Raw genomic sequence first — 22,306 nt, forward strand, 5'->3', positions numbered from 1 at the left:
CGCTCGCCTTCAACGCCCGCTGGCTTGATGCGCCAACGCTCGCAGCACGTACGAAGCCGCCGCGAAACCAAAACTCGCCGTCACGCACACGCTCGAGCCGAAGCCCGCGCAGTTCAGCCCCACCGGACCGTGATGCCCCGGCGATGTGGTGACGTGCTCGGCCTCGGCGTCGATATCGCACACAGCCGCCTCGGGATAGATGAGCGGCTCGTCCGAATACACCGCGCTCACCTTGAATTTCGCCTTCGGCCCCCGCGGAAAGCCGTGCTGCTTGCGCAACTGGCCGCGCACCTTGGAGAGCAGCGGGTCCTGGATCGTGAGCGCGAGGTCGTCGATGCGAATCCGCGTGGGGTCGAGCTGCCCGCCCGCGCCGCCCACCGTAATGAGCGGCACGCTATGCTCCACGCACCAGGCGATCAACGCGGTCTTGGTGCGCACGCTGTCGATGGCGTCGATCACGTAGTCGAAGCCGCCGCCCAGCAACGCATCGAAGTTCGACGGCTCGACGAAATCCTCGACGAGGCGCACGTCGCAGGCCGGGTCGATGAGCTTGATGCGCTCGGCCATGGCCTCGACCTTGGGCTTGCCGTAGTTGCCGTCGAGCGCGTGGATCTGGCGGTTGGTGTTGCTCTCGGCCACGTTGTCGAGGTCGATCAGCGTGAGCGTGCCGATCGCGCTGCGCGCGAGCGCCTCGGCGGCCCACGAGCCCACGCCGCCAATGCCGATCACGGCAACGTGGGCGCGCTCGAACGCTTCGAGCGCGGGTGCGCCATAAAGCCGCGCGATTCCGCCAAATCGGCGGGCGCGATCGGCAACATCGTCGGCGGGGCTCGGGGTAAGATCGACAGAGCCGGCGGCAGGGGAAATCGGGGTACTGGACATGACGGTAGCAATCGTAAGCGGACCGGTCGCACGCTGCTGTCGCGGTCCTCGCAAGACCCGTATTTTGCCTGATCGCGCCGAATGAGGCCGGGAGGCCCCAGCCGCGCACCCCTGGCCGGGCCCCTGCTTCCTGTCTCTTCGATATACTTGTCCGCATTGAAGCGTCTGCCTAAAAGATGACCTCCCTCGCCGATCTCCGCAAGACCTACTCGCTCGGCTCGCTCGACGCCGCCGACGTCGATCCCGATCCGATCCGCCAGTTCCAGACCTGGTTCGCCCAGGCGCTCGACGCGAAGCTGCCCGAGCCCAACGCCATGACGGTCGCCACGGTCGACGCACAAGGCCGCCCCGCCGCGCGCATCCTGCTCATCAAGGGCGTGGACGAGCGCGGCTTCGTATTCTTCACGAACTACGAGAGCCGCAAGGGCCGCGAGTTGAGCGCGAATCCGCATGCGGCGCTGCTCTTTCACTGGGTCGAGCTGGAGCGCCAGGTCCGCATCGAGGGCAAGGTCGAACTCACGAGCGCAGAGGAAAGCGACGCCTACTTCAACTCGCGCCCGCTCGGCTCGCGCATTGGCGCCTGGGCCTCGGAGCAAAGCACGGTGATCGCGAACCGCGAGACGCTCGAAGCCCGCGAGCGCGAAGTCGCCGCGCAGTATGGCGAGACGCCGCCGCGCCCGCCGCACTGGGGCGGTTACCGGCTCGTGCCGGAGGCCATCGAGTTCTGGCAAGGCCGCCCGTCGCGCCTGCACGACCGTATCCGCTACACGCGTGAGAGCGCGAATGTGGCCTGGCGCATCGAGCGTCTCGCGCCCTGAGCGCATGCGCGGCGTGACACGCTTACCGCACTTACGCCGCGCCCATCGCGTTTTCGTCTCACCGCTTTCGTTGTATGTCGTTCAGTACTTCGCTGTCGCCGTAACGCTGTTGCCAAAAAACCTGCATCGCAATTCGCTTTTGTCGTTGGGCTTCAATCGTTCATCTGACATGGAGAGAAACGCATGTTCTGGGAGAAAAAACTCGCACAGTGGGTAGAAGAAGTGCGCAGCAAGGCCGACTTGCCCGCCCGCCTCGTGCTCTGGAGCGGCCAGCAATACGACTTCGGCCACTTCGCCGCGCCTCGGGTCACGCTCAAGGTCAATAGCGCGTCGGCGCTGCCGCTTCTTCTCACGCCGAGCCTCGACAACCTGGGCGAGGCCTACGTCAAGGGCAAGATCGACATCGAAGGCAAGCTCGCCGACATCATCAACATCAGCTATTCGCTCGCGCGCAACACCGTCACCAGCGCCAGCAAGCTCGCACGCGTGCGCCGCTATTTCACGCACTCGAAGTCCACGGACAAGCAGGCCATCCAGTACCACTACGACGTCTCGAACGAGTTCTACCAGCTCTGGCTCGATGAGAACATGGTCTATTCGTGCGCGTACTTCGAAAACGGCGACGAAGACCTCGCCACCGCCCAGCTCAAGAAAATCGACCATATCCTCACCAAGATCCAGGTGCAGGAAGGTCACACGCTGCTCGACATCGGCTGCGGATGGGGTGCGCTCGTGCTGCGCGCGGCGCAGAAGTTCGGTGCGCGCTGCGTGGGCGTAACGCTCTCGCAGAACCAGTTCGATCTCGCGACGGCGCGTGTGAAGGCGGCCGGCCTCGAAGACCGTATCGAGATCCGCCTGCAGGACTATCGCGACATCCAGGGCGAATTCGACCGCATCACGAGCGTGGGCATGTTCGAGCACGTCGGGCGCAAGAATCTGCCGGGCTATTTCCGCAAGGTCCACGACCTGCTCGCCGACGACGGCGTCGCCATGAACCACGGCATCACCTCGTCGGACGCCGAATCCGGCGAAACGGCGCTGGGCGGCGGCGAGTTCATCGACCGCTACGTGTTCCCCGACGGCGAGCTGCCGCACATCGGCCTTGCGCTCCAGGCGGCGCAGCACGGCGGCCTCGAAGCGGTTGACGTGGAAAGCCTGCGCCGTCACTATGCGCACACGCTCGATTTGTGGGCGGAGAATTTCGAGGCGCGCGCCGAGGAAGCGAAACAGCTCGTCGACGACGAAAAGTTCCGCATCTGGCGCGTTTATCTGGCGGGTTGCGCGTACGCGTTCGAGCACGACGACGTGTCGATCTTCCAGATCGTCTGCCGCAAGGCCGGCCGCAGCGCGAGCACGCTGCCGTGGTCGCGCCGGTATATGTACGAGAAGCCGCTCTGACGCAGGCGGCGGCGCGGTTTGCCGCGCCGCCGGCATATCGACTGTTCCCGCAGTTGCGCACGGTCCGGGCGGCTTCGCCCCAACGACCGCCATCACGACGCCACAGCGCGACGCCACTGCATGAACGAACGCGACGAAGGCCACGACCTGTTTGGCGACAGCACACGCGGGTCGGCCAACGACCCCAGCCCCAACGCGGCCCAGGCGGGCGCGCATCAGGCCGTCCGCCCGGCTGCGCGCCGCAACACGCCGAAAGCCGAAGCCGCCGCCGAACCGCAGCCTGACTTGTTCGGCTTCGCGGCGCCGGCGAGCGCGCCTGCGACGAAGCCTGCTACCCAGCGCCCTGCCCGCGCCACGCGCGAGAACGACGGCGAAATCGAAGCGCGCGAAGATGGCCTGCCGCGCGAACAACGGCCGAAAAAGCCGACGCCCATACCCGACGCTCCCAAACGCCGCGGCCGCGGCGTGCTGCCCGCCGTAGCCACGCAAGACACGCTCGACGTCGCCGCCGCGCTGCCTGCGAGCGTGCGCCTTGGCACCTCGTCGTGGTCGTTTCCGGGGTGGCGCGGCATCGTCTATGGAGAGGATTACAGCCAGTCGAAGCTTGCCCGTGACGGCCTCTCGGCCTACGGCGCGCATCCGCTGCTGCGCTCGGTGAGCATCGACCGCTCGTTCTATGCGCCGCTCACCGTCACCGATTACCTGCGCTACGCGCAGCAGGTGCCGGACCACTTCCGCTTCATCGTGAAGGCGCCGGCGCTCGTCACCGACGCCAGCGTGCGCGGCGAGCGTGGCGAGCCTGTTTCCGCGAACCCGTGCTTTCTCAACGCGGAACTGGCCGCGCGCGAATTCGTCGAGCCTTGCCTTGCGGGCCTCGGCGGCAAGGCCGGCGCGCTCGTGTTCCAGTTCCCGCCGCTGCCCGATCAGCTGCTGGCCGACCCAGCGGCGTTCGTCGAGCGGCTAACCGCCTTCCTCGCCGCGCTGCCGCCGCTGCCCCGATCGACCGATCCCGCCGCAGCCGGCGACGGTCCCTGCTACGCCATCGAGATCCGCGACGCCATCCTGCTCACGCCGCGCTTCGTGCGCACGCTGCGCGCCGCGGGCGTGCGCTACTGCGTAGGCCTGCACGCCCGCATGCCGGACCCGTTGCGCCAGGCCGCCGCGCTCGCGCTGATGGACGGCGAAACGCCGGCCGGCCCGCTGATCGTGCGCTGGAGCCTGCACAGCGGCTTCAAGTACGAGCAGGCGAAGGCGCGCTACGAGCCGTTCGACAAGCTGGTGGACGAAGACCCGCACACGCGCGTCACGCTCGCGGAACTGGCCGCGCGCTACGCGATGGCCGGCCAGCCCGTGCTGATCACGACGAACAACAAGGCGGAGGGATCGGCGCCGCTCACCTGCGCGAAGCTCGCGCGGGCGATTGCGGACGAGATGGAACGCTTGCGCGGGGAATTGGCGCCGCACGCCGCATGTGATGCGACGCCGGACGAAACGCCGCCCGGCGCGCAAACAGAAGAAGAAAAGGAAGACTGAGGCGCGCAACGGCAACGAAACCGCCGCGCGCCACTTGAAGCTTATTCAGCCTTGAGCCGGTGCGCGAACTTCTGGCGGAATTTCGCGACCTTCGGCGCCACCACGAACGAGCAATAGCCCTGGTTCGGGTGCTGCGCGAAGTAGTTCTGGTGATACGCCTCGGCGGGGAAATAGTTGCCGTCGAGCGGCAGCACCTGAGTGACGATCTTGCCGTCGTACACGCCCTCAGCGGCCAGCTCACGGATCGCCTGCTCGGCCGTCTCGCGCTGCGCCTCCGAGTGCGTGAAGATCGCCGAGCGGTACTGCGTGCCCACGTCGTTGCCCTGGCGGTTCAGCTGCGTCGGATCGTGAATCGCGAAGAAGATGTCGAGAATCTCGCGATACGTGATCTTCGCCGGATCGAAGTCCACCTTCACGACCTCGGCGTGGCCGGTGTCGCCGTCGCAGACCTGCTCGTAGCTCGGGTTCGCCACGTGACCGCCGGCGTAGCCCGACTCCACCGCGCTCACACCCTCCACGCGCAGATACACCGCCTCCAGGCACCAGAAGCATCCGCCGCCCAGGGTGGCCGTTTCGACTGTCTGACTCATGCTATTCGCTCCTTAGATCGTGACTGCGGACGCCATCGCGGACCTCATTGCGGACACCACTGCCCGGTGCCTCGCGCGACCCGCCATCCGCCGCTTCCGCTAAAATTGTGACAATTCGCCGAATTTCCACATGACGTTGATCCCGATTTCCGCTCCCGCCGCCACGCGCGCGGCCCGTGAAGGCCAGCACCGATGACCCGCCGCGCCAGCCCGCCCAATTTCGACGACGGCGCATTCCGCCGCGCGCTTGGCCAGTTCGCCACCGGCGTGACCGTGATCACGACGCGCGCGCCCGACGGCACGCTCATCGGCATCACGGCCAGCTCGTTCAACTCGGTTTCGCTCAATCCGCCGCTCGTGCTGTGGAGCCTCGCCACGCGCTCGGCATCCATGCCCGTGTTCCGCTCGAACAGCCATTATGTGATCAATGTGCTCGCCGCGTCGCAGCTCGACCTGTGCAAGCGCTTTGCGACGGTGAAGGGCGACCGTTTCGAGGGCGTCTCGCACGCGGCCGGCGACACCGGCATGCCCGTGCTGGACGGCGCGATCGCGTGGTTCGAGTGCCACAACCGCAGCCGCTACGACGAAGGCGACCACGTGATCTTCGTCGGGGAAGTGGAGCGCTGCGGCGTGCGCGAGGACGGCACGGACGCTTCGCCGCTCGTGTTCCACGGCGGCGCGTTCCACCAGCTCCAGTCGCTCTGATACGGCGCGGCGCGCGCCCCGTCTTTCCCGATTATGCCGACGCGCTCTTCGGCTCGCGCTGCGCGATCAGGTCCACCGGCACGCCCACTTCCACCTTGAGCGTCGTGAGCACGATGTTCGAGCGGATGTCCATCACGCCCGGCGCCTTGTACAGCTTGTTGAGCACGAAGTCCGAGTAGTGCTTGAGGTTGTGCGCGAGCACGCGCAACAGGTAGTGCGTCTCGCCCGTCACCACATACGCCCCCACCACCTCCGGCCAGTCGCGCAGCGCCGTGACGAAGCGCTCGTGCCAGCTCTCCTGGTCGTTTCGCATCGACACCTGCACGAACGCCTCCATCTCGAAGCCGAGAATCTCGCGGTTCAGGCTCGCGCGGTAGCGCTCCACCACGCCTTGCTCCTCGAGCAGCCGCAAACGGCGCAGGCACGCCGACGGCGAAAGCGAAATGCGCTCCGCCAGATCGAGATTACTGATCCGCCCCTCGTTCTGCAGCACGGCGAGAATACGGCAATCGGTAGCATCAAGCGAGATTGCGTTCATATTTGGTCTCCATTCCCGTCTTAAGCCAAATTATGTGCCAACAACCGAAGTTTGCGGCGTTTTTTTGCAAGCACATTTCGAGCAGGGTTGCCTATCATTCGAAGCATCAGCCTTGCTTGGGACCGCACTGAGTGCGGCCGACAGGAGACAACGCAAACGCAAGACGCCACTGACATGACCAAGATCAAAGACATTTCCCCGCCGATTCACCCCGAAACGCCCGTCTGGCCCGGCGATACGCCCGTTGGCGTCGAGCGCGTGTGGCGCATGGAGGCGGGCTCGCCGGTCAACGTCGCGCGCGTGACGCTGTCGCCACACACCGGCGCGCACACCGACGCCCCGCTGCACTACGACGCCCAAGGCGCGCCGATCGGCGAAGTGCCGCTCGACACGTATATCGGCGCGTGCCGCGTCATTCATTGCGTGGGCGCCGCGCCGCTCGTGCTGCCCGAACACGTGGAAGGCGCGTTGCCCGGCATCCCGCCGCGCGTGCTGCTGCGTACCTACGCGCACGCGCCGCAGGACCGCTGGGACAGCAAGTTTTGCGCCGTCGCGCCCGCAACGATCGATCTGCTCGCCGCGCACGGCGTGCGTCTCATCGGCATCGACACGCCTTCGCTCGACCCGCAGGAATCGAAGACGATGGACGCGCATCACCGCATCCGCGCCCATGGCATGGCGATCCTCGAAGGCGTCGTGCTCGACGACATCGCGCCCGGCGACTACGAACTCATTGCACTGCCGCTGAAGTTCGCGACGCTCGACGCCAGCCCCGTGCGCGCCGTGCTGCGCGAACTGCCTGCGGCCGCCGACTGAATCCCTTGAATTAGCCAAACCAAGAAACGTAGACATGAACGACCGCAACGAAGCCCTGGCAGCCGATCGCGCCGATCCGCTCGCCACCCTGCGCGAGCAATTCACGCTCGCGGCCGGCACCATCTATCTCGACGGCAACTCGCTCGGCGTGCCGCCCTCGGCGTCGGCGGCGCGCGCGCAGGCCGTGATCGGCGGCGAATGGGGCGAAGGCCTGATCCGCAGCTGGAACACGGCGGGCTGGTTCGCCATGCCCAAGCGTCTGGGCAACAAGCTCGCGAAGCTGATCGGCGCGGCCGACGACGAAGTCGTCGTCACCGACACCATCTCGATCAACCTCTTCAAGGCACTCTCCGCCGCGCTGCGCGTGCAGAACGCCCGCGACCCGGAGCGTCGCGTGATCGTTTCCGAGCGCTCGAACTTTCCGAGCGACCTGTACATCGCGCAAGGCCTCATCGAGCAGCTCGACCGCGGCTATGAACTGCGCCTCGTCGACAATCCCTCCGAGTTGCATGCCGCGATCCGCGAAGACGTGGCCGTCGCGATGATCACGCACGTGAACTACCGCACGGGCGAGATGCACGACATGCGCGCGCTCACCGAGCAAATTCACGCGCAGGGCGCGCTCGCGCTGTGGGATCTCGCGCATTCGGCGGGCGCCGTGCCCGTGGACCTGAACGGCGCGAACGCCGACTACGCGGTGGGCTGCACGTACAAGTACCTGAATGGCGGCCCCGGTTCGCCCGGTTTCGTGTGGGTGCCCAAGCGTCATCAGGATGCGTTCTCGCAGCCGCTTTCTGGCTGGTGGGGCCACAAGTCGCCGTTCGAGATGAACCCCGTCTATCGTCCGGACAACGGCATCGGCCGCTACCTGTGCGGCACGCAGCCGATCGTTTCGATGGCGCTCGTCGAGTGCGGTCTCGACGTGTTCCTGCAAACCGACATGCAGGCGATCCGCCGCAAGTCGCTCGCGCTCACCGATCTCTTCATCGAACTGGTCGAGACGCGCTGCAAGGAATACGGCCTCACGCTCGTCACGCCGCGCGCTCACGCGGAGCGCGGCTCGCACGTGAGCTTCGAGCATCCGCACGGCTATGAGGTGATGCAGGCATTGATCGCGCGCGGCGTGATCGGCGACTATCGCGAGCCACGCGTGCTGCGCTTCGGCTTCACGCCGCTGTATCTGCGTTACGTCGATGTGTGGGACGCCGTGGAAACGCTGCGTGACGTGCTCGCCACCGAGTCCTGGCGCAAGCCCGAATTCGCCGAGCGCGGCGCGGTGACCTGAGGAGCGGCAGATGAACGATCACATGCAAATCCCGGGCATGCCCGACGCGGGTGAAACCACGAGTGAGACCCACAGCGCAGCACGTGGCGGCTGCCCGTTCGGACACGGCGCCGCCGCGCCCGCTTCCGCTGCGCAAGCGCCCGCGGCACAAGGCGAAGGCTGGCACGACGCACAGCTCGACTTCTCGAAGTCGATGAGCTACGGCGACTACCTCGCGCTCGACGCGGTGCTGGGTGCGCAGCATCCGCTCTCGCCCGACCACAACGAGATGCTGTTCATCGTGCAGCATCAGACGAGCGAGCTGTGGATGAAGCTCGCGCTCTACGAGTTGCGCGCGGCGCTCGCCAACGTGCACCGCGACGCGCTGCCGCCCGCGTTCAAGCAACTCGCGCGCGTCTCGCGGATCATGGAGCAGCTCGTGCAGGCGTGGAGCGTTCTCTCGACGCTCACGCCCTCCGAATACACGGCCATGCGGCCGTATCTCGGTGCGTCGTCGGGCTTCCAGTCGTATCAATATCGGCAGATCGAGTTCCTGCTCGGCAACAAGAACGTGCAGATGCTCAAGCCGCACGAGCATCGGGGCGAGATTTTCGAGCAGGTGAAAGCGACGCTCGAAGCACCCTCGTTCTACGACGAAGTCATTCGCCTGCTCGCGCGGCGCGGCTTTGCGATCGCGCCCGAGCGCCTGAACCGCGACTGGACCCTGCCGACCGAACACGACGCGACGGTCGAGGCGGCGTGGCTGGAGGTGTACCGTAATCCTTCGGAGTACTGGGATTTGTACGAGATGGCCGAAGAGCTCGTCGATCTCGAAGACGCGTTCCGTCAATGGCGTTTCCGCCACGTGACGACGGTCGAGCGCATCATCGGCTTCAAGCAGGGCACGGGCGGCACGAATGGCGCGCCGTATCTGCGCAAGATGCTCGATGTCGTGCTCTTTCCCGAGCTGTGGCACGTGCGCACGGTGCTGTAACGCCAAACGCGGCGCCGAAAAGCAAAAATGCCCGCCAATCGATGGCGGGCATTTTTTTCGCGGCAACGCGTGAGGCTTAGACCACCACGGTCTGCGCTTCGCCTTCCCTGCTTTCGCGCACCACGCCGATCTTCCACACCTGCTCGCCCGCGGCGGCCAGCAGCGAGGCAGCGGCGTCGGCTTGATCCGCCGCCACGACCACGGCCATGCCGATGCCGCAGTTGAACACGCGGTGCATTTCCGCATCGGCCACGCCGCCGTGCTTTTGCAGCCACGTGAAGAGCGGCGGCAGCGGCCATGCCGCGTGGTTCAGTTCGGCCGTGAGGCCTTCGCGCAGCACGCGCGGAATGTTCTCGACGAGGCCGCCGCCCGTGATGTGCGCCATGCCCTTGACCGTGATGGTTTCCATCAGCTTGAGCAGCGGCTTCACGTAGATGCGCGTGGGCGCCATCAGCGCGTCGGCGAGCGAGCGGCCGTCGAAGTCGGCGGCGAGGTCCGGTTGCGCGCGCTCGATGATCTTGCGCACGAGCGAGAAGCCGTTGGAGTGGATGCCGCTCGAGGCGAGACCGAGCACCACGTCGCCCGGGGCGATCGTGCTGCCGTCGATGATCTTGCTCTTTTCGACCGCGCCCACCGCGAAGCCGGCGAGATCGTATTCGCCGTCGGGGTACATGCCCGGCATTTCGGCCGTTTCACCGCCGATCAGCGCGCAGCCCGACAGCTCGCAGCCTTGCGCGATGCCCTTCACGACCGTGGCCGCCGTATCGACGTCGAGCTTGCCGCAGGCGAAGTAGTCGAGGAAGAACAGCGGCTCGGCGCCCTGCACGAGAATGTCGTTCACGCTCATCGCGACGAGATCCTGGCCGACCGTGTCGTGTTTGTTCAGATGAAACGCGAGGCGCAGCTTGGTGCCCACGCCGTCGGTGCCCGACACGAGCACGGGCTCCTTGTACCTCTTCGGTACTTCGAAGAGCGCGCCGAATCCGCCGATGCCGCCCATCACGCCCTCGCGCAGGGTCTTCTTCGCAAACGGCTTGATGCGATCGACGAGCGCGTCGCCCGCGACCATGTCGACGCCAGCGTCGGCGTAGGAGAGGCCTTGGTCCTGCGACTGTGCCTGATTAGCGGGGCCGGATTTCGGTTGATTCATGGGGAAGCGCCAGAAGGTCGGTAAAATGCGATTTTAACCGATTGACGGCGCCCCGCCGCCGCGGGTGGAGCGAGATTTGGAACGCGCCTCGCCTGCGCCCCACAACCGGAAACCGAGTTTTGCCGCACAACACACCGTATTACGCACCGTACCAGCGTCGGGCCGTTATCGGGACCGGGATCGCGCTCGCCTTCGACATCGTGCTGCGGCGGCCGCGGCCCAGTGATCTCCGTGGTTCTCACGAGAGCACGCTTTACTAGAACCGACTCCGTCCAGACACACCGTGCAGCGACAGTTAACGCTCGATCTCGGCACCCCGCCGCCATCGACCTTCGACAACTTCCATATCGGCGCCAACGCCGAGCTGGTCGCGCGCCTGCGCGGTCTGGACGCGGCGCTCACGGCGGGCCCGATCGCCGATCGCACGTTCTATGTCTGGGGCGAGCCCGGCAACGGGCGCAGCCACCTGCTGCACGCACTCGCCGACGAAGCGCCGCCGGGCCATGTGCGGTATCTGGGCCCGCAAAGCGCGCTGGCGGCGTTCACGTTCGATCCGCGCGTGACGATCTATGCGGTGGACGACTGCGATTCGCTCTCGGGCGCGCAGCAGATCGCGCTCTTCAACCTGTTCAACGAGGTGCGCTCTTACCCCGCCTGCGCGCTCGTGGCGACGGGCAACGCGCCGCCCATGGGTCTCGCCGTGCGCGAGGACCTGCGCACGCGCCTCGGCTGGGGCCTCGTGTTCCATCTCGCGCCGCTCTCCGACGAAGGCAAGGCGGCCATCCTCAAGCTCGCGGCGCGCGAGCGCGGCATTGCGCTCGCCGACGACGTGCCCGCCTACCTGCTCACGCATTTCCGGCGCGACATGCCGAGCCTGATGGGCTTGCTCGACGCGCTCGACCGCTTCTCGCTCGAACAGAAGCGCGCGGTGACGCTGCCGCTGTTGCGCGCGATGCTCGCGAAGGGCGTGGGCGATCTGGTGAGCGTCGCGAGCGCATTGCCGACGGACGAAGAATTGTCCGCCGAAGAGCCGGCAGAAACGGACGACGCGAGTGACGCGGGCGAAGATGAGGCCAGCGGCAACGCGGTGGCCTCCACGCCCTCCGCAGAAGGCGAGGAGCCGTCGCTCTTCCCGAGCGAGCCGGAAGCCCCCGCCGCCGGGCCCGACGACGCCCAGCCCTACGAGGCGCCGAAACCGCCGGCGTTGCAGGCGCGCCCGCCAACGCCCGTGCCTTTCGACAAGCCGACCGACAACGTCGAAGGCGAATTGGGGGCCAAATATCGTCATGTCGTCCACAAGGAACTGGGCACTGAACTCAAGGGCGAAGTCGATGCCGACGTGAGCAACGAGATGACCGGCGAGTTGCGCGGCGACCTCGATCCGCCCGCCGGCACCGCTGCACCCGAGACAAACCCGGGCGAGACGCCGGGACAGACACCGTCGACGCCCGATGCGTCCGATACATCGCCATCGCAAGGGAACAACGCGCCCGCCCAGAACGACGCGCCTGCAGGCCCCGAATCCCCCGCGGACCCCGCCGCGCCGACGCCGCCCGCCGGCGGCGGCAACGGCGTCTCCCGCTTCAAGTAAAATGAGCGCCCATGGCTAACCTTGCACTTTTTGATCTCGATCACACCCTGATCCCCACCGACAGCGACCACGAATGGGGCCGCTTCATGGTGAAGCTCGGCATTGTCGACGGCGAGCGCTTTGCGGAGCAAAACGACCGCTTCTACGCCGACTACAAGGCCGGCAAGCTCGACATCCACGCATACCTCGTCGCCATGCTCACGCCGCTCGCGAAATATTCGCGCGCGCAGTTGAAGGAATGGCACGACCAGTACATGCACGAGGTGATCAAGCCGACCATCCTGCCAAGCGCAGTCGAGCTCGTGAAAAAGCACAAGGAAGCGGGCGACCTCTGCTGCGTAGTCACGGCCACCAACGAATTCATCACGGCGCCCATCGCCGAGGTGTTCGGCGTGGACAAGCTGATCGCGTGCGAAGTCGAAACCGTGGACGGCCATCCGGCCTCGGCCTTCACCGGCCGCCCGACGGGCACGCCGAGCTACCGCGAAGGCAAGATCGTGCGCGTCGAGCAATGGCTCGCCTCGCTCGGCAAGCGCTTTTCGGACTTCGAGCACAGCTACTTCTATAGCGACTCGCACAACGACATTCCGCTGCTCGAAAACGTCACCGACCCGATCGCCACCAACCCCGACGACACCCTGCGCGCTCACGCGCAACAAGCGGGCTGGCGCATTCTCGATTTGTTCCAAGCCCAGTGATCAAGAAACTCATCCGCAAGCTGTTCGGCCAGGACGACGCCGAAGCGGCGCAAGACACCGAAGCCCCCGCCGCCGATCCGGACACGGCCTCGCATGAAGGCGCAACCGCGCTCGCCGGCAGCACCCGCGCGCGCCGCAAGCCGGCCAGCGCACAGAAGACTTCGAAGCCGCGCGCCGGCAAGGGCGCGCCCGATCCGGCCACGCCCGTCATCCTTTCCGCCGACGTCCACGGCATCAATCCCGCGCTCATCTCGCGCAACGCCGTGCGCGTGACCGAAGGTCTGCAGCAGGCGGGCTTCCGCGCGTTCATCGTCGGCGGCGCGGTGCGCGATCTGCTGCTCGGCGTGGCGCCCAAGGACTTCGACGTCGCCACCGACGCCACGCCCGACCAGGTGCAGAAGCTGTTCCGCCGCGCGCGCATCATCGGCCGGCGCTTCCAGATCGTGCACGTGCAGTTCGGCCAGGAGATCATCGAGGTCTCGACGTTCCGCGCGCTCGTGGATGCGCCGCCTGCGGACGCCGAAGCGCCCGCTCCGGCGCCCGCAAAGCGCATGCGCCGCGACGAGCTCGACCGCAAGACGCACCACGTGGATGCGAGCGGCCGCGTGCTGCGCGACAACGTCTGGGGCGAGCAGCACGAAGACGCCACGCGCCGCGACTTCACGATCAACGCGATGTACTACGATCCGGCCACGCAAACCGTACTGGATTACCACAACGGCATGGCCGACATGCGCGCGCGCCTGCTGCGCATGATCGGCGACCCGGCCACGCGTTATCGCGAAGATCCGGTGCGCATGCTGCGCGTAGTGCGTTTCGCGGCGAAGCTCGGCTTCGAGATCGAGGAGCACACGCGCGACCCCATCGTGAAGCTCGCGGACCTCATCAACAACGTACCGGCCGCGCGTCTTTTCGACGAAATGCTCAAGCTGCTGCTCTCGGGCCACGCGCTCGAGTGCCTCAAGTGGTTGCGCAAGGAAGGGCTCCATCACGGCCTGCTGCCGCTGCTCGACGTGGTGCTCGAACAGCCGCAAGGCGAGCGCTTCATCACGCTCGCGCTGTCGAACACCGACTCGCGCGTACGTGCAGGCAAGCCGGTCTCGCCGGGCTTCCTGTTCGCCACGCTGCTGTGGCACGACGTGCAGCAACGCTGGCAGCAATATACGGCCGAAGGCGAATTGCCCGTGCCGGCGTTGCATCGCGCGATGGACGACGTCATCGACGCGCAAACGGAAAAACTGGCGATTCACCGTCGTTTTTCGTCGGATATGCGCGAGATCTGGGGCCTGCAGCTGCGCCTCGAAAAACGTGGCCGCGGCGCGATCAAGCTGCTGGAACACCAAAGATTTAGAGCGGGGTATGATTTCCTCCTGCTGCGCTGCGAATCGGGCGAGCTGGACGCCGAAGTCGGCCAATGGTGGACGGACTTCATTTCCGGCGACAACGCCGAGCGCGAGACGCTTCTCGCGCAGGGCGGCAAGGAGCGCTCGCCGCGCAAACGCCGCCGCCGCGGCGGCGCGAAGAGCCGCAGAACGGGCGAAGGTGCTGTATCGGAAGCCGGCGCTGCCGGTGACGTGCATGAAGCCAGCAGTACGGACTATGACGGCCACGCCGGTCCGCACGAGGACTGACGCCGTGCGGCGTCGCGGCTTGCCGCGGCGCACATGCGTCGAACCGCAACAAAAGTCGCAGGAAGTGAAGCCATGACGGTTGCCTGGCTGGGAATTGGCGCGAATCTGGGGGATGCGCGCCAAACCCTCAAAGACGCGGTGGTGTGCCTTGCACAACAGCACACCCTCACCGTCGTCGCCAAATCGAGTCTGTACCGCACCGCGCCCATCGACGCGGGCGGCGACGACTATTACAACTGCGTCGTGAAGATCGAGACGAGTCTCGACGTTCACGCGCTGCTCGGCCTGTGCCAGCGCGTCGAGCATCATTTCGGCCGGGAGCGCCCCTTTCGCAACGCGCCCCGCACGCTCGACATCGATATCCTGCTTTACGGCGACGCCACCATCGACGAAACCGACCTCGTCGTGCCGCATCCGCGCATGACGGGCCGCGCATTCGCGCTCGTGCCGCTCGTCGAGATCGATCCCGAACTCGTGATTCCGGGCCAGGGGCCCGCCAGCGCGTTCCTCGCCGCCGTGGCCGCCCAGCGCATCGAGAAGGTCAAGCCGTTGTGCCAGTGCATGGGTGTGGCGCCAGCACCGGACACGCCGCCCTCCGGCTCCGGCAACTGCCGATGAGCACGACACCCCTGCCCGTCGTCAGCGCGCGTGCCACGCGACCGGCCGCGCTCCAGTACATCGTGATCGAAGGGCCGATCGGCGCGGGCAAGACGACGCTCGCGACGCGTCTGGCCGAACGCTGGTCGATGCAGACGCTGTTCGAATCGAACGCCGAGAATCCGTTTCTGGAACGCGTGTATCGCGACACCGCGCCCTCGTCGCACGCGCTCGCGGCGCAGTTGCATATCGCCTTGCAGCGCGAGCAACTTTCGCGCGACGTCGCCGCGCGCCGCGAAGCGGGCGTGCCGCTCGTGACGAATTTCCTTGCCGAACGCAACGATCTGTTCGCACGTCTCACACTCGCCGAAGACGAACTGCCGCTCTACCGCGCGCTCGCCTCGCGTCTGACCTCATCGGCGCCCACGCCCGACCTCGTCGTCTATCTGCAGGCGAGCCCCGAGGCGCTGTACGCGCGCATCCAGAAGCGGGCATTGCCGCGCGAGCTGGCTATTTCGAGTGCGTTCCTGCGGGCGCTCTGCGACAGCTACAACGATTTTTTCTATCATTACGATCATGCGCCGGTGCTCACCGTCGGCGCGGAGCATCTGGATCTGCCAGGTTCCGATGCGGACCTCGCGCTCGTCGCCGAACGTATCGAGACGATGCGCGGCCGCAAGGAATCCTTCGTCAAGGGCACGTCGCTATAACCGCCTCATCGGCGCGATCGCGCGGCGCAGCCCCTCCCCGTTTTCCCTTTCCCAACGGATTTCCCCATGACTTACCTGCAGGAAACGAGCCGCAGCGCGGTCACCGTGCCCAAACTCCAGGCCATGCGCGATGCAGGCGAACGCATCGCGATGCTGACGTGCTATGACGCGAGCTTCTCGGCGCTGTGCGAGCGCGCGGGCGTCGATACGGTGCTGATCGGCGACTCGCTCGGCAACGTGCTCCAGGGGCACACCACGACGCTGCCCGTCACCATCGACGACATCGCCTATCACACGGCCTGCGTGGCGCGCGCGCAGACCAAGGCGCTGATCATCGCCGATCTGCCGTTCGGCACCTTCGGCACGCCCGAAGACGCGTTTGCGAACTCGGTGAAGCTCATGCGCGCCGGCGCGCAGATGGTGAAGATCGAGGGCGGCGAATGGCTCGCGCCCACGGTGAAGATGCTGGTGGAGCGCGCCGTGCCCGTGTGTGCGCACATCGGCCTCACGCCGCAATCGGTGCATGCGTTCGGTGGCTTCAAGGTGCAGGGCAAGAGCGATGCGGCCGCGACGCAGATGATTCGCGACGCGCTGGCGCTGCAGGATGCCGGCGCGCAGCTCGTGGTGATCGAAGCCGTGCCCGCGGCGCTCGGCGCGGAAGTGACGAAGCAGTTGCGCATTCCGACCATCGGCATCGGTGCGGGCGTCGACTGCTCGGGCCAGGTGCTCGTGCTGCACGACATGCTCGGCATTTTCCCCGGCAAGCGGCCGCGCTTCGTGAAGGACTTCATGACGGGCCAGCCCGATATCGAATCGGCCGTGCGCGCGTATGTGCAGGCCGTGAAGGAGGGCACGTTCCCGGGGCCCGAGCACGTGTTCTGATTGGGCAGCTTCGCTTCGCAGAATCAACAAAGCGCGCTCCGTTGGGAGCGCGCTTTGTTTTTGTGGTGCGCCTGTGGTGCGCTACGCGAGCTTCATCGAATCAAGCGCGCCGGCACCGCGCCGCGCAGCGCGTTCGTGAGCATCAAGGCCTCGGCGTCGAGCACATCGTCGCGCGTGAGCACGCGCTCCTGTGCGCCGAATGCATCGTCGTCGAGCAGCACGCCGCGCATCACGCCCGGCAGCACGCCCGAGGCGAGCGGTGGCGTGAACCATTTGCCGTCGCGCTTCACGAACACGTTCGAGCGGCCGCCTTCGGTCAGTTCGCCGCGCTCGTTGAAGAACAGCATGTCGAAGCCGCCCTGCGCTTCGGCCTCGCGCCACGCACGATCGAATTCTGCACGGCGCGTAGTCTTGCGCAGCAACAGCGCGTCGGCGGATTCGACCGGCGCAAAGCCGTAGTCTGATGCCAGCAGCACGCCTACGGTGTCTTGCGCGAGCGGCGCAAGCGGTGCGCTGGTAATCGTCGCTGCCCCGCTCTTGCCGAGCGCGAGACGCAAACGGTGTGGCGCGTTTTGGTCAGCAAATTTGGCCAAGCTTTCGTCGATGCGCGCTCGCAACGCTTGAACGTCGCACGGGAAGCCGAGCCACGCCGCGCTCGCAGCGAGCCGCGTGAGATGGCGCTCCACGTGGCGCACGCCCTCAGCGCGCGTCGCGTACATCGTTTCGAAACATTCGATGCCCGGGTCGGCATCGGTCAGAAAACGGGCTTTCAAGCGGCACTCCTCGTATTCGTCGGCGGCCACGCTGTCGAGCACGATGCCCGCACCGACGCCCATTTCGCCGCGCCGCGTGGCGCCCGTGCCCCCGGACGGCGCGTCGAGCGTCAACGTGCGGATCACGACCGAGAGGCAAAAGTCGCCGCAAACCTCGCCTGCCGAGGGCGCCTCGAGCCAGCCTATCGTGCCTGTGTAAAGCCCGCGCGGCGCATGCTCGAGCGCTTCGATCAGCTCCATCGTCCGGTGCTTGGGCGCACCCGTGATCGAGCCGCACGGGAAAAGCGCGCGCATGACGCCGGCGAATGTCGTACCTTCGCGCAGCGTCGCTTCCACGGTCGAAGTCATCTGCCAGACGGACGCGTAGGGCTCGACACTGAAGAGCGCCGGGACGCGCACCGAGCCGGTTTGCGCGACGCGCGAGAGGTCGTTGCGCAGCAGGTCGACGATCATCACGTTCTCGGCGCGGTTCTTGGGGTCGTTCGCGAGAAAACGCGCGGCGGCGGCGTCCTGCTCCGCATCGGCGCTGCGCGCGGCCGTGCCCTTCATCGGTTTCGCGCGCAACGTTTGGCCGCGCTTCTCCACGAACAGCTCCGGCGAGCACGAGAGCACCCAGCGGTCGCCCGGCAACGCGATCAGCGCGCCGTAACGCACGCGCTGACGCTCGCGCAAGCGCCTGTAAAGCGCGAGCGGCGAACCGTACGCCTCGAAGCCGAGCCGGTAGGTATAGTTGATCTGATACGAGTCGCCCACGCGCAAGGCATCCTGCACGGCGGCGATGTCATGCTCGAAGCGCTCGCGATCGACACCGATCGTCACGCCCGCCACGCCTGCAGGCGCAGGCGCTTCAGCGCCCTCTTGCGCCGCGAGCCAAGCATCGGCTTCCTCGCGCGAGAGCGTTTTGCAGCGTTCGAACAATAAAAAACGCAGCGCGGCGTGGCCGTGCTGCGTTTCGTCGGATGAGGTCGTGTCGCGCCTGGCGAATTCGAGCGTGCGTCCAAACTCGTAGTCGCCGATCACGAGGGCGTGAAGTCCCTTGCCCAGTTCGGCATTCGCCTGCGCGCACACCGCGTCGAGATCCGCCGCGCGTTGGCACGCAAGCTCGCGCACGAACCCCGTATAGAGGCGGCTCGAGCGGCTCACCGCCGTCGAGTCGCCATCGTCGAGCAGCGCGAAAGTCGCGCCGCCAGGATTGACTGCCATTGCTGATCACTACCTGCTGCTTACCTGCTGCATGGTGACGCCGGAAAAGCGCGTCAGTCGAAGAAGCTCTTCACGCGGTCGAACCAGCTCTTGCTTTGCGGGCTGTGGCGCGAACCGCCTTCCACGAGCGACTTCTCGAACTGCTGCAGCATCTCGCGCTGGTGTTCGGTGAGCTTGACCGGCGTTTCCACCTGAACATGCACATACAGATCGCCGGCGATGCTCGAACGCAGACCCTTGATGCCCTTGCCACGCAGACGGAACGTCTTGCCCGACTGCGTGCCTTCGGGCACCGTGAACGAGGCGCGGCCCGCCAGCGTCGGCACTTCGATCTCGCCGCCCAGCGCCGCCGTGGTGAACGGAATCGGCATCTGGCAGTGCAGGTCGTCGCCGTCGCGCTCGAACACCGCGTGCTGCTTGATGTGGATCTCGACATACAGATCGCCCGACGGCCCGCCGTTGATGCCAGGCTCGCCGTTGCCGGCCGAACGGATGCGCATGCCGTCGTCGATGCCCGCCGGAATCTTCACTTCGAGCGTCTTGGTTTCCTTGACCTTGCCTGCGCCGTGGCAGTTCGTGCAGGGTTCAGGAATGTACGAGCCTGTGCCGTGGCACTTAGGGCAAGTCTGCTGGATGCTGAAGAAGCCTTGCGACATGCGCACCGAACCCGAACCATGGCAGGTCGGGCAGGTTTCGGGCTTCGTGCCGGGCTTCGCGCCCGAGCCGTGACAGACTTCACAGCCGGTCCAGCCCGGCACGCGGATCTGCGTCTCGTAGCCGTGCGCCGCCTGCTCCAGCGAGATTTCCATGCTGTAGCGCAGGTCCGCGCCGCGATACACCTGCGGGCCGCTGCGCTGGCCACCGCGGCCGCCGCCAGCGGCCTGGCCGAAGATATCGCCGAAGATGTCGCCGAAAGCGTCCGCGAACCCGCCGAAGCCCTGCGCGCCCGCGCCGCCCATGTTGGGATCGACGCCGGCGTGGCCGTACTGGTCGTAAGCCGCGCGCTTTTGCGAGTCCGACAGCATTTCGTAGGCCTCTTTGGCCTCCTTGAAATGCTCTTCCGCATCCTTGTTGTCCGGATTGCGGTCGGGGTGGTACTTCATCGCGAGCTTGCGATACGCCTTCTTGATTTCGTCGTCGCTCGCGTTCTTCGCGACGCCCAGAACCTCGTAGTAATCCCGTTTCGCCATATCGGTTCAACGCCGGCCTCGCGCTTCACGGCGCGCGCCGGCTCCTCTTGAATGCTGGATCTCGTGACCCGTTTGCCGTTCCCCTGAACATCCGCACAGGCGCTTCTCACGCCGCGGCGGCCCCTGAAAGAGAACGGCCTCCATAAAACAAATGTGCCCGGAGAGCCGGATGGCTCGCCAGGCGCTGCAATGCTGACACGCATCGTAACCGATGCGGCCGCTTTCGTAGTCGCTTTCATCGGATCACGACCGTTCGCTGATCAGGCAGAACGGTCATGACCGCCACGAACCGGCTTAGTCCTTCTTGACTTCCTTGAACTCGGCGTCGACCACGTCGTCGGCGTCGTTCTGCGCCCCCTGCTCGGCCGCACCGGCACCTGCGGCACCCGCGCCGGCGGCACCGGCCGCGCCAGCCTGCTGCGCCTGCATGTCGGCGTACATCTTCTCGCCGAGCTTCTGCGACGCTGCCGACAGCGCCTCGACCTTCGCCTCGATCGTCGCCTTGTCGGCCGACGAGCTCTTCAGCGTTTCTTCGAGGTCCTTCAGCGCGGCTTCGATCGTTTCCTTTTCGCTGGCTTCGATCTTGTCACCGTACTCGGCCACGGCCTTCTTCGTGCTGTGAACCAGCGCGTCGCCCTGGTTGCGCGCGTCGGCAATCTCGCGCAGACGGTGATCTTCTTCCGCGTTCGCTTCGGCGTCCTTCACCATCTTCTCGATTTCGGCTTCCGACAGACCCGAGTTCGCCTTGATAGTGATCTTGTTTTCCTTGCCGGTGGCCTTGTCCTTCGCGCCCACGTGCAGAATGCCGTTCGCGTCGATGTCGAAGGTCACTTCGATCTGCGGCACGCCGCGCGGTGCGGGCGGAATGCCTTCGAGGTTGAACTCGCCGAGCAGCTTGTTGCCCGCTGCCATTTCGCGCTCGCCCTGGAACACCTTGATCGTCACGGCCGACTGGCTGTCGTCCGCCGTCGAGTAGACCTGTGCGTGCTTGGTCGGGATCGTGGTGTTCTTGTTGATCATCTTCGTCATCACGCCGCCGAGCGTCTCGATACCGAGCGACAGCGGGGTCACGTCGAGGAGCAGCACGTCCTTGCGGTCGCCCGAGAGCACCTGCCCCTGGATCGCGGCGCCAACGGCCACGGCTTCGTCCGGGTTCACGTCACGGCGCGGGTCCTTGCCGAAGAACTCCTTGACCTTCTCCTGCACCTTCGGCATACGCGTCTGGCCGCCGACGAGAATCACGTCGTCGATGTCGCCGACCTTCACGCCTGCGTCCTTGATCGCCATGCGGCACGGCTCGATGGTGCGCTCGATCAGTTCCTCGACCAGCGCTTCCAGCTTGGCGCGCGTGAACTTGAGGTTCAAGTGCTTCGGACCCGACGCGTCTGCCGTGATGTACGGCAGGTTGATGTCGGTCTGCTGGCCCGACGACAGTTCGATCTTGGCCTTTTCAGCGGCTTCCTTCAGGCGTTGCAGCGCGAGCACGTCCTTCGAGAGGTCGACGCCCTGCTCTTTCTTGAACTCGCCGATGATGTAATCGATGATGCGCTGGTCGAAGTCTTCACCGCCGAGGAACGTGTCGCCGTTGGTCGAGAGCACTTCGAACTGCATTTCGCCGTCGACATCCGCGATTTCGATGATCGAGATATCGAACGTGCCGCCGCCCAGGTCGAACACGGCGATCTTGCGGTCGCCCTTTTCGGCCTTGTCCAGACCGAACGCGAGTGCGGCTGCCGTCGGCTCGTTGATGATGCGCTTGACTTCCAGACCGGCGATGCGGCCGGCGTCCTTGGTGGCCTGACGCTGGCTGTCGTTGAAGTACGCGGGAACCGTGATCACGGCTTCGGTGACCGGCTCGCCGAGGTAGTCTTCAGCGGTCTTCTTCATCTTGCGCAGCACTTCAGCCGAAACCTGCGACGGCGCGAGCTTCGCGCCATGCGCTTCGACCCAGGCGTCGCCGTTGTCGTGCTTGACGATCTTGTAGGGCATCAGGCCGATGTCCTTCTGCACTTCCTTCTCTTCGAAGCGGCGGCCGATCAGGCGCTTGACTGCGTACAGCGTGTTCTTCGGGTTCGTGACCGACTGGCGCTTGGCCGGTGCGCCGACCAGCACTTCGTTGTCGTCCATGTAGGCGATGATCGAAGGCGTCGTACGGGCGCCTTCCGAGTTCTCGATCACCTTGACCTGATTGCCTTCCATCAGCGCCACGCACGAGTTGGTGGTGCCGAGGTCGATACCAATGATTTTGCCCATTTTTGTCAAATCTCCAGAATTTGGTCGCTGTGCGGACGCCGCTTTCGCGCTGCGCAGGTAACTACATGCTCGAGCCGCGTTTTCCCTTGT

General features: G+C 66.0%; 19 protein-coding genes and 1 pseudogene. 13 read left to right on the forward strand and 7 right to left on the reverse strand.

Annotation, left to right across the window (positions count from 1 at the left end; genetic code table 11):
• Positions 1-9 precede the first annotated feature (9 nt).
• Positions 10-882 (reverse strand): tRNA cyclic N6-threonylcarbamoyladenosine(37) synthase TcdA, encoded by an 873-nt coding sequence (tcdA, locus tag AB3X98_RS11405; protein WP_368603958.1) that lies wholly within the window; start codon positions 880-882, stop codon positions 10-12.
• A gap of 176 nt (positions 883-1,058) precedes the next feature.
• On the opposite strand from tcdA, the gene pdxH reads away from it, so the two are divergent.
• The 3 genes from pdxH to AB3X98_RS11420 all read left to right on the forward strand — a co-directional run bounded on the left by pdxH (position 1,059) and on the right by AB3X98_RS11420 (position 4,631).
• Positions 1,059-1,700: a pyridoxamine 5'-phosphate oxidase gene (gene pdxH, locus AB3X98_RS11410; RefSeq protein ID WP_368603959.1), complete on the forward strand. Its 642-nt coding sequence runs from the start codon at positions 1,059-1,061 to the stop codon at positions 1,698-1,700.
• A 183-nt stretch (positions 1,701-1,883) separates the two neighbouring features.
• The gene (locus AB3X98_RS11415; protein WP_368603960.1) at positions 1,884-3,098 is read left to right on the forward strand and encodes a class I SAM-dependent methyltransferase; all 1,215 of its coding nucleotides are present in this window, start codon (positions 1,884-1,886) and stop codon (positions 3,096-3,098) included.
• A 120-nt stretch (positions 3,099-3,218) separates the two neighbouring features.
• The gene (locus AB3X98_RS11420) at positions 3,219-4,631 is read left to right on the forward strand and encodes a DUF72 domain-containing protein (RefSeq protein ID WP_368603961.1); all 1,413 of its coding nucleotides are present in this window, start codon (positions 3,219-3,221) and stop codon (positions 4,629-4,631) included.
• A gap of 41 nt (positions 4,632-4,672) precedes the next feature.
• Here the strand turns inward: AB3X98_RS11420 and msrA are convergent, their stop codons facing one another.
• Positions 4,673-5,221 (reverse strand): peptide-methionine (S)-S-oxide reductase MsrA, encoded by a 549-nt coding sequence (gene msrA / locus AB3X98_RS11425; protein WP_133182536.1) that lies wholly within the window; start codon positions 5,219-5,221, stop codon positions 4,673-4,675.
• A gap of 192 nt (positions 5,222-5,413) precedes the next feature.
• Here msrA and AB3X98_RS11430 point away from each other — a divergent pair, with 192 nt between their 5' ends.
• A complete protein-coding gene (locus AB3X98_RS11430) occupies positions 5,414-5,926 on the forward strand; it encodes a flavin reductase family protein (protein ID WP_069267771.1) in 513 nt (170 codons plus the stop codon).
• A 31-nt stretch (positions 5,927-5,957) separates the two neighbouring features.
• On the opposite strand, the gene AB3X98_RS11435 is transcribed toward AB3X98_RS11430, so the two are convergent.
• Entirely contained in the window at positions 5,958-6,464 is a 507-nt protein-coding gene (locus AB3X98_RS11435) for an Lrp/AsnC family transcriptional regulator (protein ID WP_069267772.1), read from the reverse strand.
• Positions 6,465-6,638: 174 nt separating this feature from the next.
• Between AB3X98_RS11435 and kynB the strand changes: the two genes are divergently transcribed.
• Genes kynB through kynA form a run of 3 tightly spaced genes read left to right on the forward strand, consistent with a single transcriptional unit; the run spans position 6,639 to position 9,538 of the window.
• Positions 6,639-7,280, forward strand: a complete 642-nt coding sequence (kynB, locus tag AB3X98_RS11440; RefSeq protein ID WP_368603962.1) for an arylformamidase — start codon at positions 6,639-6,641, stop codon at positions 7,278-7,280.
• Between the two features lie 34 nt (positions 7,281-7,314).
• Complete coding sequence (kynU, locus tag AB3X98_RS11445) at positions 7,315-8,565, forward strand: kynureninase (protein WP_368603963.1); 1,251 nt, start codon at positions 7,315-7,317, stop codon at positions 8,563-8,565.
• Positions 8,566-8,575: 10 nt separating this feature from the next.
• The gene (kynA, locus tag AB3X98_RS11450) at positions 8,576-9,538 is read left to right on the forward strand and encodes a tryptophan 2,3-dioxygenase (protein ID WP_368603964.1); all 963 of its coding nucleotides are present in this window, start codon (positions 8,576-8,578) and stop codon (positions 9,536-9,538) included.
• Positions 9,539-9,614: 76 nt separating this feature from the next.
• Here the strand turns inward: kynA and purM are convergent, their stop codons facing one another.
• Entirely contained in the window at positions 9,615-10,688 is a 1,074-nt protein-coding gene (purM, locus tag AB3X98_RS11455; RefSeq protein ID WP_342947701.1) for a phosphoribosylformylglycinamidine cyclo-ligase, read from the reverse strand.
• Positions 10,689-10,971: 283 nt separating this feature from the next.
• Between purM and hda the strand changes: the two are divergent.
• The 6 genes and pseudogenes from hda to panB form a co-directional block, all read left to right on the forward strand.
• Positions 10,972-11,649 (forward strand): annotated as a pseudogene (gene hda / locus AB3X98_RS11460) (DnaA regulatory inactivator Hda); the annotation flags it as partial.
• A gap of 641 nt (positions 11,650-12,290) precedes the next feature.
• On the forward strand, positions 12,291-12,977 hold the full coding sequence (locus AB3X98_RS11465) for an HAD family phosphatase (protein ID WP_069267777.1): 687 nt from the start codon (positions 12,291-12,293) through the stop codon (positions 12,975-12,977).
• The gene (pcnB, locus tag AB3X98_RS11470) at positions 12,974-14,608 is read left to right on the forward strand and encodes a polynucleotide adenylyltransferase PcnB (protein ID WP_368603965.1); all 1,635 of its coding nucleotides are present in this window, start codon (positions 12,974-12,976) and stop codon (positions 14,606-14,608) included. The genes AB3X98_RS11465 and pcnB overlap by 4 nt, the downstream gene beginning before the upstream one ends.
• 72 nt (positions 14,609-14,680) lie before the next feature.
• Positions 14,681-15,226, forward strand: a complete 546-nt coding sequence (gene folK / locus AB3X98_RS11475) for a 2-amino-4-hydroxy-6-hydroxymethyldihydropteridine diphosphokinase (protein WP_342947698.1) — start codon at positions 14,681-14,683, stop codon at positions 15,224-15,226.
• Positions 15,223-15,915 (forward strand): deoxynucleoside kinase, encoded by a 693-nt coding sequence (locus AB3X98_RS11480; RefSeq protein WP_069267780.1) that lies wholly within the window; start codon positions 15,223-15,225, stop codon positions 15,913-15,915. Before folK ends, AB3X98_RS11480 begins: the two co-directional genes overlap by 4 nt.
• Before the next feature lie 66 nt (positions 15,916-15,981).
• Entirely contained in the window at positions 15,982-16,797 is an 816-nt protein-coding gene (gene panB / locus AB3X98_RS11485; RefSeq protein WP_069267781.1) for a 3-methyl-2-oxobutanoate hydroxymethyltransferase, read from the forward strand.
• A 92-nt stretch (positions 16,798-16,889) separates the two neighbouring features.
• Here panB and pabB read toward each other — a convergent pair whose 3' ends face one another.
• The 3 genes from pabB to dnaK all read right to left on the reverse strand — a co-directional run bounded on the left by pabB (position 16,890) and on the right by dnaK (position 22,216).
• Positions 16,890-18,773, reverse strand: a complete 1,884-nt coding sequence (gene pabB / locus AB3X98_RS11490; RefSeq protein ID WP_368610247.1) for an aminodeoxychorismate synthase component I — start codon at positions 18,771-18,773, stop codon at positions 16,890-16,892.
• 53 nt (positions 18,774-18,826) lie between these two features.
• Positions 18,827-19,963 (reverse strand): molecular chaperone DnaJ, encoded by a 1,137-nt coding sequence (gene dnaJ, locus AB3X98_RS11495; RefSeq protein ID WP_069267783.1) that lies wholly within the window; start codon positions 19,961-19,963, stop codon positions 18,827-18,829.
• Positions 19,964-20,257: 294 nt separating this feature from the next.
• On the reverse strand, positions 20,258-22,216 hold the full coding sequence (gene dnaK, locus AB3X98_RS11500) for a molecular chaperone DnaK (protein ID WP_069267784.1): 1,959 nt from the start codon (positions 22,214-22,216) through the stop codon (positions 20,258-20,260).
• Between the last annotated feature and the right edge of the window lie 90 nt (positions 22,217-22,306).

Origin of the sequence: Paraburkholderia sp. BR14312 (genome assembly GCF_040948675.1) — a bacterium.
GTDB lineage: Bacteria > Pseudomonadota > Gammaproteobacteria > Burkholderiales > Burkholderiaceae > Paraburkholderia > Paraburkholderia nodosa_A.